Origin of the sequence: Collinsella sp. AM17-1 (genome assembly GCF_003470665.1) — a bacterium.
GTDB lineage: Bacteria > Actinomycetota > Coriobacteriia > Coriobacteriales > Coriobacteriaceae > Collinsella.
Genome location: NZ_QRJZ01000024.1, coordinates 25,803 through 38,196 on the forward strand (window position 1 = coordinate 25,803; position 12,394 = coordinate 38,196).

The 12,394-nt window shown below is 59.0% G+C and carries 8 protein-coding genes; 3 read left to right on the top strand and 5 right to left on the bottom strand.

Going from position 1 to position 12,394, the window contains the following annotated elements; genetic code table 11:
• Positions 1 to 245: 245 nt before the first annotated feature.
• The 3 genes from DW195_RS09425 to DW195_RS09435 all read left to right on the top strand — a co-directional run bounded on the left by DW195_RS09425 (position 246) and on the right by DW195_RS09435 (position 3,263).
• Entirely contained in the window at positions 246 to 2,162 is a 1,917-nt protein-coding gene (locus tag DW195_RS09425) for a fructose-1,6-bisphosphatase (protein ID WP_118206537.1), read from the top strand.
• A gap of 78 nt (positions 2,163 to 2,240) precedes the next feature.
• A complete protein-coding gene (locus DW195_RS09430) occupies positions 2,241 to 2,636 on the top strand; it encodes a GtrA family protein (RefSeq protein ID WP_117583990.1) in 396 nt (131 codons plus the stop codon).
• Between the two features lie 219 nt (positions 2,637 to 2,855).
• The gene (locus DW195_RS09435) at positions 2,856 to 3,263 is read left to right on the top strand and encodes a GtrA family protein (RefSeq protein ID WP_118206538.1); all 408 of its coding nucleotides are present in this window, start codon (positions 2,856 to 2,858) and stop codon (positions 3,261 to 3,263) included.
• Between the two features lie 159 nt (positions 3,264 to 3,422).
• Here the strand turns inward: DW195_RS09435 and DW195_RS09440 are convergent, their stop codons facing one another.
• From DW195_RS09440 to DW195_RS09460, 5 genes are all read right to left on the bottom strand, one after another.
• Positions 3,423 to 4,307, bottom strand: coding sequence for a DUF4430 domain-containing protein (locus DW195_RS09440; protein ID WP_233540855.1), 885 nt, complete (start codon positions 4,305 to 4,307; stop codon positions 3,423 to 3,425).
• A 9-nt stretch (positions 4,308 to 4,316) separates the two neighbouring features.
• A complete protein-coding gene (locus DW195_RS09445; RefSeq protein ID WP_158563864.1) occupies positions 4,317 to 7,724 on the bottom strand; it encodes a DUF4430 domain-containing protein in 3,408 nt (1,135 codons plus the stop codon).
• Positions 7,725 to 8,155: 431 nt separating this feature from the next.
• Positions 8,156 to 9,919 (bottom strand): AarF/ABC1/UbiB kinase family protein, encoded by a 1,764-nt coding sequence (locus DW195_RS09450; protein ID WP_118206540.1) that lies wholly within the window; start codon positions 9,917 to 9,919, stop codon positions 8,156 to 8,158.
• 8 nt (positions 9,920 to 9,927) lie between these two features.
• Positions 9,928 to 10,344, bottom strand: coding sequence for a hypothetical protein (locus DW195_RS09455; RefSeq protein WP_118206541.1), 417 nt, complete (start codon positions 10,342 to 10,344; stop codon positions 9,928 to 9,930).
• 99 nt (positions 10,345 to 10,443) lie between these two features.
• A complete protein-coding gene (locus tag DW195_RS09460) occupies positions 10,444 to 11,967 on the bottom strand; it encodes a C69 family dipeptidase (protein ID WP_118206542.1) in 1,524 nt (507 codons plus the stop codon).
• Positions 11,968 to 12,394: the final 427 nt, after the last annotated feature.

Consider the following 12,394-nt stretch of genomic DNA (forward strand, 5'->3'; position numbering starts at 1 on the left):
CAAATCGAAGCAATAATAGCGAACATCTTTACCACCATCGTCTCCACCGACCCCACGCATGAATATCTGAGAAAACACCCTCTGTCGTCTCCACTCAACCGCCATATCTACCTCAACTAAATCGATTTACCAAACCGTTCGGCTAACAATTCGGCCGCCCATCCCCAATCGAAACAAAAGCGGCGCATACTGATAAACGTTTGACGCTGTTTATCAGTTTTACCAGCTCCATCGGAAGGTGTTTCATGGTCGCATTCGATCGCAATCCGCAAGACTTCAAGTATCTGCGTCTGCTGTCGAGACAATTTCCCACCGAGCAATCCGCGTTTACCGAGATTATCAATCTCTCGGCCATTCTCAACCTGCCCAAAGGCACCGAGCATTTTATGAGCGACGTGCATGGCGAGTACGAAGCCTTTATGCACATCCTCAACAACTGCTCGGGCGTCGTGCGCGAACATGTCGACGAGATTTTTGGCGACACGCTTTCCTTTGACGAAAAGGGCGAGCTGTGCACGCTCATCTACTACCCGCGCGAGAAGATCGACCTGGTCCGCAGCCGGCGCGAAGACTCGCCCACCTGGTACAGGACGATGCTTGACCAGCTCATCATGGTCGCCCGCTCGCTTTCGAGCCGCTATACGCGCTCCAAGGTGCGTAAGGCCATCCCACGCGATTACGCCTACATCATCGACGAGCTGCTGCACACGCATCCGGACGAGAACAACTATCGCGTGCGTTATCACGAGCGCATCGTGGAGTCCATTCTGGAGACCGCCAGCGCCGACGACTTTATCGAGTCGCTCGCCTCGCTCATCAAGCGCCTGGCCGTCGACCACCTGCACCTGGTGGGCGACATCTTCGACCGCGGCGGCGGCGCTGCCAAGATTATGGACCGCCTGCTCACCTACCATTCACTCGACATCCAGTGGGGCAACCACGACCTGCTGTGGATGGGCGCTGCGGCCGGTGAGCCCGCCTGCATCGCAACGGTGCTGCGCAACAACCTGCGCTACGACAATTACGAGATCCTTGAGAACGACTACGGCATCTCGCTGCGCGAGCTTGTCGCCTTTGCCGATGCCACCTATACCGCCGGTGAGCCCATCAGCCCGCTGATTAAAGCCATCAACGTCCTGCTCTTTAAGCTCGAGGGCCAGATTATCCAGCGCCACCCCGAGTTCGACATGACCGACCGCCTGCTGCTCGACAAGATCGATCACGACGCCGGCACAGTCACGCTTGCCGACGGCAGCGTGTGGCCGCTCACGACCAACGACTTCCCCACCGTCGACCCGACGGACCCCTACATGCTCACGCCCGAGGAGCAACACATCATCGACAAGCTCGTGTCCGAGTTTGTCACCGCCGATCACCTGCATCGCCATATCGATTTCCTCTACACCCACGGCTCGATGTACAAGGTCACCAACGGCAATCTGCTGTTCCATGGCTGCGTGCCGCTCAACGAGGATGGCACCTTTAGCAGCATGAACTGCCTGGGCACCTGGCACGCAGGCCGCGATTATCTCGATTTTTGCGACCATATCGCCCGCCGAGCCTGGCGCGTCGGCGACCGCGATGCCCTCGACTGGATGTGGTACCTGTGGATCGGCTTTAACTCACCCGCCAGCGGACGCCTGGTGCGTACCTTTGAGCGCGCCTATATCGCCGATAAGAGCACCTGGGTCGAACCGATGGACCCGTACTTTACGCTAACCAAGTCGCCCTCGGTCTGCGACGACATCATGCGCGAGTTCGGCGTTGCCCCCATGGCATGTTCGCCGACCGGCCACATCATCAACGGCCACACACCCGTTAAAACCACCAAGGGCGAGCAGCCCATCCGCGCCGAGGGCAAGCTGCTGGTCATCGATGGCGGCTTCTGCCGCGCCTACCATCCCAAGACGGGCATCGCCGGCTACACGCTTATCTCCAGCTCGCGCGGATGTCGCCTTAAGTCGCACCAAGCCTTTACCACGGTTGCCGAGGCACTTACCCGCAACGTGGACATCGAGAGCGAGACCAATCGTTTTGACCAGGCCGACCGTCGCCGCATGGTGAGCGACACCGATACGGGTGCCAAGATCCGCAGCCAAATCCAGGACCTGCGCCAGCTGCTCGATGCATATAGAAACGGTGCTATCGAGGAGCGCGCCTAGCCCCGCCTGCGGGGATTGGCTAAACTTGCTGAGTTCGTCATCCCCGCGGCGCTCCGGCGCCACCCTAAGGCAGGTACCATGCAAAAGCTCCTTGCGCAGATCATGAAGTTTGGCGTCGTCGGCGTCGTTGCCACCGTCATCGACTTTGGCATCATGAATCTGCTCCACTACGGTCTGGGCCTCAATATCCTGATTGCCAATACCAGCGGCTTTATCGTCTCGCTCATCTTTAACTACGTCGCGAGTATGAAGTACGTGTTTGCGCACAAGGAGGGCATGAGCCGCCGCCGCGAGTTCATTATCTTTGTCGTGCTGTCCGTGATCGGCCTGGCGCTCAACGACGGTATCGTGCTGGCGCTCAACGCCGGCCTGGGGCTCGAGGCCAATATCGCCAAGATTTGCGCCACCGCGCTTGTTATGGTCTACAACTTTGTGACCCGAAAGATCTTCCTGGAGGGCGACGAGACCAAGTAGCTCGACCTCCTCCTTGCACTACGGGGCCCACGGACGGCGCGCGTCGAACGCTGCGTTGTTCGTGGGCCTTGCTCGTTTACGGAAGGATTTACGACGTTTGCGGATTGTCTCTTGCAAATTTGACGAGTTCGTATAGTTCTTGGCAAAGCCCTTACGTTTCCCTTGCAAAAGCTCTAAAGTATCCTCTGCTCGATTCGTCAACGCATTGGATGTGATTACGTGCGCAAGGCACTGGCACAACCTCATACTAAGCAATTCCTCAAGTTCGCTGTCGTGGGTCTTATCTCCTTTGGCATCGACTGGGGCATGCTCATTGCGCTCGTCGAGCTGTTCCATCTCGACTTTTTGATGAGCACCACGATCTCGTTTATCACGTCCGTCGTGGTCAACTACTGGCTCAGCATGAAGTATGTGTTCGACCATCGCGAGGGCATGAGCCGCAAGCGCGAGTTCACGATCTTCACCATCCTGTCGGTGATTGGTTTGGGCCTCAACGACCTGTACATGTTTGTGGGCGTCACATTTTTGAGCATCGGCTACCAGGCCATGAAGGCCATCGCCACGTTCCTGGTCACCTGGTACAACTACTTTAGCCGTCGCCTTTTCCTCGAGGGCGCGCAGTCGTAGTCGATTCGCTATTTGCTTGAATGTATAACCGGTTGGAATTCCCATTCCAACCGGTTTTTTGTTTGCCGAGAGACCCGGCGACCCAATCCCATTCGCATGAAAAACGGGCGGCCCGGATGTTTGTCCGAACCGCCCGCTTGGTGCGATATGTCGAGGTCTCTAGCCCGTTACGTAATACCAGACCACGTTGTCGCCGTTGGAGAGAACGTAGTTGCTGCAGGCCGTCATGGGCGTTGTGCCGTTGACGGAGTACATCCAGCCGCTCGTGCCGCCGTACTGTTTCTCGGCCAAACCACCAATCGCGGAGACATACGTGCCGTACGATGAGCCGTGTGCGTTGACGGAAAGGCCCAGCGCACACAGGGCATCGTAAACGGTGGCGCCTTCGTTAAAGGTAAAGGTGCCGCCAGAAGACACAGGATTGCCCACGGCGCTCGATGTGACCGAAACCGTCACCGTTACGTAGTTGGACTCCTGCGAGCCGCCCTGACCGCCCGAGGGAGCGCTTCCGCCATTAGAGCTGGAGGCTCCATCAGACGACTGACCGCCGCCCGAAGAAGCACCGCCAGACACATTGGAAGTATCGCCGGCTCCCGTATTCTGGGCAGCGGATTTATCTCCAGACTTCTTGCCGTCCCGACCATCGGACTTCTTGCTATCCGAGCTTTTATCCGATTCCTTGTTTGAAGACTCGGAATCGTCCTTGGACTCATCTTTTGCGTCATTCGATGACTTGGAATCCTTGGAACTGGCCTCGCCCGAAGTCGTAGTCGAGTCAGACCCCTTGGTGTCCTTGGTGACGACGCTCTCCCCCGTCACGGTCTGAACGATCCAGTCAATGGACCAGGCACCGCTTGTGGAAGGATGGACGAAACCCAGCGAGACGACGATCAGAATGGTGCACGCGGCAGTCAGAACGCCAAGAAGCGCCTTGCGACGAGGGGCGGACGCCGCCGAAGCGGCGCCCTGTTGCTTTGCATCGTCGAACTGAATGAACGATGAATCTGGTTGCTTGGAGTCAGCGTCCTTGGATTTATTGGACACAGCCCTCACCTACCGACGTTTGGTGAACACGAACACGCCGACGATGGCGAGACCGATGACGCCGGCGGCAACGCCAACGATGGCGAGCGGATTGGTGCCAGTCTCCTGCTCGGAAGCACCAGAGGACTTCTTAGCAATGGTCGTGGAAGCAGCACCCGTATCGGACTTGGAATCGGACTTCTTGTCGGGCTTGCCGTCCTTCTTGTCAGACTTCTCCTCGTCCTTCTTATCGGACTTATCGGAGTCCTTCTTGTCGGACTTGTTTTCCTTGGTCTCGGTCTTGGTCGACACCGTCGTCTTGGTCATCGGCTTCTGGCCCGGGGCAATAGCGCCGCCCTTCGAGCCGGAGCCAGAACCCGCGCCAGCGCCAGTGCCAGTGCCAGTGCCGAAACCGGTACCAGAACCGCCGCCGCCATTCGAACCAGCGCCGCCATTGCCGCCAGGGTTAACAGCATTCTTGGTCCACTTGGCATACAGCGTCAGATCGGCCGTCACCGGCGTGCTAAAGTCATACGCCTGCGTGCAAGCCTCATCGGTATACCAACCGCCGAAAGTGTAGCCATCGCGCGTCGGATCGGCCGGCTTGACCAGCTTGCCATCGGCCGTAGTCTGGAAGTCGACCTTAGAACCCTCGCCAGTCTCAAACGAGACCTTAACGCCACCACTCAGCTTGAAAAGCGTGCCGGAATCGTTGATGTAGTAGAGGTTACCCTTGGCATCGCAGGCAATCGGCGAGTCACAGTAATTGTTGTGTCCCGCTGCGCTAAACGCACCGGTCGCCTGCGCGTCACCCATCTTGTAGCGATACACGCCACCGCCCGAGGTGTAGCTCACATAGTCGGAAGTCGCACCATAGTTGACAGTGAAATAAACGTACGCGTCATCCGCCTGGACACTCACGAGCGGTGCGCCCTTGATGCCACCGGCAGGAAGCACGGAGCCATCGGCAGACGAAACCAACGTCGTAGCAAAGTCATTATCAAGGTCGACAATCGCCAGCGCCGAACCGCCAGAAACCTCGCCACCGACAATTAGCTTATTGCCATACAGCGTGGGCATGCAGGCACAACCCGTAAGACCAAGATCGATGACGCGTTCTTCGGAAATGCGCGAAGAGGCCCTTGCGTTTGCGTCCGACAGTGCCAGCACGTGGAGCTTGCCGTCACGCGAGATCACATAGGCATGCTTGCCGTCTTTGGACAGTACACAGCCGGAGTTGACGATGGCACCAACCGAAACGCTGCCGAGCACATCACCCGTCGACTTGCTAAGCATCTCAACGGTACCCGCACTCGTCGGAACCAGAATATAGCCGTCGCCCACTGTAGCGCTCGTCCAGTAGTAGCCCTCATCAGCATTAACATGCTGCCAAGAAACAGCGCCGGTCAGTATATTAATACGCGTCAGGTGACCGTTATTGTACGTACTCGTTCCATAGTCGACATCAACGGTGCCAACGTAGAGATAGTTGCCATCGACCGTCAGCTGGGAATTTGACTGGGCAGATTTGCTCACAGAGTCAGTGACCCAAACCGTCGTCAGCGTATCGGCCGTCAGAGCCTGGACCGCACCGCCGTCGAGCGGGACGATGACCAAGCCTTTCGTATAAATCGGACGCGTGGTGTAGCCAATCGCAGTCTGAAGGTTCGACTCGGCAAGCACCTTGCCCGACTCGGCGTCGATCTTAAGCAAACGCTTGTTCACGGCAAGGTAAACGTTGCCGTTCACGACAATAGGCTCACTCGCATTGGGATACGTGGCACCCGAGTAGGCCCTCCAATCGAACGTCCAAGAGCTTGCCAGCGCGCCCGTAGGCGTGGACACGTTCTTGACCACCGCATTGGAATTGCCACTCCAGTCGGCTTTCCAATCGGTCGGGCGCGAAGCGCTCGGATCGACTACGACTTCATCGGGATTAGGAACGGTGTCGCCAGGGGCGTAAGCCCAGACGATTTTGTCGCCCGACTTGAGCACGTAATCGCTATCGAGCTGAGGCCCGGGAACGCCGTTGACAAAGAACGACCATGCACCCGACAGCTCGGTGCCATCAAGCGGGGAGACAAGACTATGAACACCCCAATAACCAAATTGGTCGTACATCTTGGACTCAATGCCAATGGCATCGAAGTAGGCAGCGGAAGCGTCCTTGATCGTCGTGCCCTCGACAAACACCTGCGTCGAAGGATCGGTCCAGCGCTGCGCCTTCTCATCCTTCTTACCGATGATCTCCATTGAAACGGAAACCTGGCCGGGCATGGTTCCATCAAAGCCATAGACCCAGGTAACCTTGTCCCCGGCCTTGAGTGTGTAATTGCCCGCGCCGACATTGGCCGCCTGACCGTTAACGAAGAACTGCCAGAATTTCCAAGTGTTTTCGTTAACTTTCTCGCTCGAAAGCGTCACGGTCTTGTTGAACGGTGAAGTCAGCGACTCGAGATACCAGCCGTACGTGCCTTTCCCCGTTTTGGCGCCAATGCCGGCCTTTTTAAAAGCCTGCTCGGAAAGATCAGCAGCGGTCGTGCCCTCTTCCACCAAAGCTGTCGTGGGCTGCGCCCATGTCTGCTGAGCGCCCGAGGCGTCCTGGCCGACAACGGTGCAGCTAACGGAAATCTGATTGGCGGGCGCGGGGTCACCGTACTTCGAGTAGCACCAGACGACGGAGTCGCCGTCCTTGAGCGTGTAGCCGCCGGCGCCGACCGCGGAGACGCTGCCGTTGACGAACAGCTGCCAGTGCGCGCCGGTCGCCGGGTCGTAGGCGAGCGTGCGGCCCGCGTCGAAGGGCGACGTGATCGAGTTGAGCGCCCAGCCCCAGGAGCCGTTGGGGTCGTAGTCGGCCTTGAGGCCGGCCTGCCTGAAGAGCTGCTCGGAGAGGTCGGCCGCGGTCGAGCCCTCCTTCAGAGCGATCTGCTGCGCGGCGGCCCAGGTCTGCTGGGCGCCCTTGGCGTCGGTGCCGACGACGGAGCACGTGGCCGCGACCTCTTGGCTTGCGGCTTCGGTAGGCTGAGATTCAGCCTCATCGGAAGCGGCTACAACACTTTTGACGTTCTGTTCGGATGAATCCGGCGAAGCAGTAGGAGCCTCGACTGCGGCAGAATCGTCCGACGCTACGCCGTTGCTATCTGCGGCATTCGCCGAAGCGCCATCGTTAACCGACGCATCGCTCGCGTTAGAGCCGGTTTCAGAAACGACACCGTCGGCAGCACCGTCCGCAGCCCCCGTGCCCTCACTCGGTGTCGCAGCCTGAGCCACAGCCCCGGCAATGCCCTCGGCGCCCTCGGCCCACAGCTGAGCTGGTGTGGTGCCAAAGGCTATCGCGAAGGCCAGGAATGCCACCAGGCCGCGCTTGGCTACACCGCGTGCAATCGCGCCGCGGCGATGCAACGAGGTGCGCTCACGCTCGTCCTCAAACATATCCATTTGTCCCCCATTGTCTGCACTTGGAGCGTTGCCTTGAGGCTGCCCCACGTCATCGCGCATGTTGCGCTCGAGTTCCCCCATCGGGGTCCCCCTTCCCTCCAGAGCCCTATGCACACCGGCGGCATACGCCGCAGCCGCATGCAAGATGGGAGGCGATCCGACTTAACCTTAACGGCTCAGGCGCGCCGTCCGATCTGCGACGCGAACATCCCGAGCCAAGAGGAATTACGGTTACTGGTACAGCTGGGGACTTGCACCCCGATTCTCCCAAACGCGCAGGAAAACCGCGCATTCGTGCGTCTCCGCACCACCATCTAGACCATCGATTATTACCGTCGATATGGTAGCACGCAAAAGGGCCTCGCACGCAGGCGAAGCCCAAGGTAAAAGCTATTGTTTGCGATAGGAAAATGTGGTGACGGTCGCAGCCTCTAGTGCTTGCCGCCGTGACTGTTGAGCCAGATATTGCGGCCCAGCATAAGCGCCAGCACCAGCGCGCTCACGTAGCCAAAGAAGCCGATGACCGGAATGCCGAGGACAACCGGCTCGATGCGCGCGTAGTACACCACCGACGAACCGATAAACAGACCGGCGATCACGATAGCCATCGACATGCGGTCGATAATTCCGCCCAGCTGTCGCAGCGCCTTATCGCTGCTCATGATCTGCGTGTTCACCTTAAGCTGGCCGCGCGTGAGCATACGCGAAGCCAAGCCCAAATACTCGGCCGCCTCGAGCGAGCCTTTTGCCGCGCGATAGCTGCTCGCGGCCAGATCGCGTCCCATATCACGCACGCGCGCATAGGTGCTTTTTTCGTTTTTGATGTGCGTCTGGATGATCTGGATCATGTTGACGTTGGGCATATACTCGGTCAGCAAACCCTCGAGCGTCACCATGCCGCGCGCGAACATCGTTACCACGCTCGGCAGCTCAACATCGTTTTTGCGCGCCAGGTTTAGCAGCGAGGTCAAAAACTCGCCGATATCCAGATCCTTCAGGTCAAGGCCCGCAAAGTCAGCCACGATAAAGTCCAAATCGGACAAAAACGCTGAATGATCGAGCTCGGCCGAGTCGCCACGCGTCACGGCAAAACGCATGAGCGAATCCTTGAGCTTGGGCACGTCACCCTCGGCCACGGCGAAAATCATGTCCTTGACGATACCGCGATCGTGGCTCGACATGCGTCCGACCATGCCCAAGTCGATAAAGTAAACGATGCCGTCCTTGAGAATGATGTTTCCCGCATGCGGGTCCGCATGGAAAAAGCCGTCATCGAGCACCTGCGTCGAGTAGTCCTCGACGATTGCGGCACCGATCTTTTCCAAGTCATAGCCCTCGGCCACCAAGCGTTCAGGATCGGCGATCGAAATGCCGTCGACGTAGTCCATAACCACCACGTGCTCGGTGCACAGGTCCAGATAGGATTTAGGACACGTCACGCCATGAACGCTCTTATGGAACTCGTAGAAGTCGTTGAGGTTTTTGGCCTCGGCCAAAAAGTTGGTCTCCTCGCGAAACGAGGTCCACAACTCCTCGACTACGCCGTGCAGGTCAACGAATTGATCGGTGTTGACGAACTTGGAAACGATACGCACCACCGAGCGGATGATATCGATGTCCTGCGCCATGACCTGCTGCGCACCGGGGCGCTGCACCTTGACGGCCACGTCCTCGCCCGTCACCAGACGAGCGCGGTGCACCTGCGCGAGCGATGCGCTACCGAGCGGATTGGGGTCGATCGCATCGAACATCTCCCCCAGGCGCAGGCCGTACTCTTCTTCCAGACAACTGAGTACGACCTCGTACGGCACCGGCTCCACGTCGGAGCGCAGACGACGCAGCTCGTCGCAAAAGCGTTGCGGCAGAATCTCGGACCGGCTAGCCAGAATCTGCCCCATCTTAACGAACATGGGGCCGAGTTCCTCGAGCAGGCGGCGCAAACGAACCGGCGTGAGGTTGTCCCACACGCGGTACTTTTTGACCAGGCGAACAATCTGCCCGATGCGCTCGCGGCGACCCGCCGGCGTGAGCTGGTATTCCTCGTCCGGCGCCATCGCGTCGGGCTCCTCTGGCACCATATCGACAGCGCGCGGCTTCTTGCGAGCGCCCGAGACGGCGGCATCGACCTCATCGACAACCGCCGCCTCGTCACCCAAGGGATCTAGATTGTTGTAATCGGTGGTGGAATCTGCCATCTGCGCTGCTACTCGGCCTCTTCGGTATCCTTCGCATCGTCGGGCTCAACGGACTCGACGGGCACCGAGGTCACGTTGTCCTCGACCGAATCGACGATGTCGCGCACATGGGCCAGGAAGGCCGTGCGCTCGGGAGCGGTCATGACGCGGACGCGAGCCAGAATGAGTTCGTCAAGCACGCGCTGGGCCGCGGTCTCGCCCTGCATACCCAGACGCTCGGTCAGATCGGAGATGGTACCACCGGCCTGCTCGAACATGTCGGACACACTGCGGGCGATATCGGGAGCGCCTGCGTCCTTGCGCACCTGCTCGCCCTTGGTATTAAGGTCGTCGAGAACCTTCTTGCCGCCTTCGACAGCAACGGCGGCAGCGCCAAAGCCCACGTTAATGGCGCCGTTAACAAGCTGATCGAGTTTCATAACCATGGTTGTCTCCAATCACAAACAACTGCATTGGCGTTCTTGTACCCAAGATTGAGCGAAAGCGACAAAGCGTTTTAGCGCTATTCAATCGACGGGAAATCCCTATCTCACGTTGTCGTTCATCGCGAAAGAGTTCTTCATGGCGCAGCTCGTGGTGTAGAGCACCTTGCCCAACAGGGCATCGGTCTCCACGCGCACGAGCTCGGCAAACTCCTCGTTGGCGCGTGCAAGCTCGGCAGGCACCTCGGCCTCGGGCAGAACGGCTACGGCAGCGTCGACGTCATGAATCTGCTTGTGGCCCATGCCGCCGACCTTCTCCTGATAATCCTCGACTTCGCGGCCGCACTCATGGAAGCGGACGTCGGCCAGCGCGCCGATCAGGCGGTTGGCCCAGTAGAAGTTTTCGGACGTCACGCGAGCCTGCGTGTCGGCAAAGTACTCGGGCATGGTCTCGACGTTGGCGTACAGCGGAACCAGCGCGTTAAACGAGTTGGAACCAAAGGCCATCCACTGCACGGCGCGATAGGCCGGCTGCGCATAGGGACGCAGCTGCAACACGGCGAGCTGGCTGTTGCGGTTGATGCCGATGGGGCGATAGGCGCCGCGCGTGGCGGGCGTGCCCTTGCTGCCGTAGCAGTCGTACTCCGTGCCCTGGTAGTGACTCGAAAGCACGTACTTGATGTCCTCGATGGTCACCTTGCGCTCGGGCACGCGGCTCCAGGGGATATCGTCGCTCTCGGGCGTATAGTCGGCGTCGGGGCCATCCCACACGTCGCTGGGGTTGAGGCAGCGCTGCATGTACCAGGCGCGCGGCGTGTTGTAGACATGGTCGCTGTCGCTGTGCGAGCCAAAGGCCTCGCGCGGGTTGAAGACCGTCGCCGGACCGTCGCCCTCAACGCCCAGCGTCAGGTCCAGATGCCACTCGGCCATCCAGGAGCGCAGGTCGGCGGAGCACATGTGGTCGGCCTGGGCGCCCTCGGCGTCATCCAGGTCAAAGCTGTCGATACCCAGCTGGTTGGGCATGGTCACATAGGCGTCATCGGGCACGCGCTTGGCGATCCAGTGGTGACCGCCGATGGTCTCGAGCCACCAGATCTCGTCCACGTCGCTAAAGGCGATGCCGTTGTTCTCGTAGGTGCCATAGCGCTCGAGCAGGTCACCCAGAATGCGTACGCCGTCGCGGGCGGATTTGGCATATGGCAGCACCAGGGTCACCATGTCCTCCTCGCCCAGACCGCCGGGCTGCGCCGGAACATAGCCGTCCTCGCCCTCGTTGCCCTTGGCGGGCACGTAGTCGACGAGCGGGTCGGCGCCGCGAACGCGCTCGTTGGTGGTGAGCGTCTCGGTTGCGGACATGCCCACATTGAGCTCGTTGAAACCGGCCTCGGCCCAGATGCCGTGGCCCGGGACAACATCGGGGACGCTCGTGTAGCGCATGGGGTTATCGGGCAACTCAACGGTCAGGTGACTCAGGACGCTCGTGTAGACGCGCGGCTGCTCGTCGGGATGCACCACGCGCATACGCTTGGGCTCAAACACCCCGTTGGACGAGTCCTCGTTACGCGCGACCAGGGTCGACCCGTCGTAGCTTGCGTTTTTACCGACCAAAATCGTTGTGCACGGCATGCGCATCCTCCTTGAGCGAAGAAATCAAACGGCAACAGTGTATCGCTTCGGCGCAGAAAGGGCGAAACCACGGCGCTGGCAACCCCTGTGGTCAAAAAATGCCAAATATGAGTACTGTCACCAATTTAGTAACAGCAATTTTGCTACGTATGGGTGTCGAAAGCCTACATTTGTTCAAAAATTAGATGATGTAATTCCTCATAGGTCCAATAAAATAGGCTCTCTATCGATAATAAATATCGTTAGAGAGCCTATTTGACATAAAATATATGTGACTATCTTGGCAACAGTACTCATATTTGGCATTTTTTGTCCACGGGGTATAGAACTAACCCCTCAAACAGCCCAAAACGCCTATTTCGATGCGCGCTCGGGGTAGCGTGCAGAGATGTGGTGTAAGAGGCGGGGCATGCCCCGCCTCCGCCCT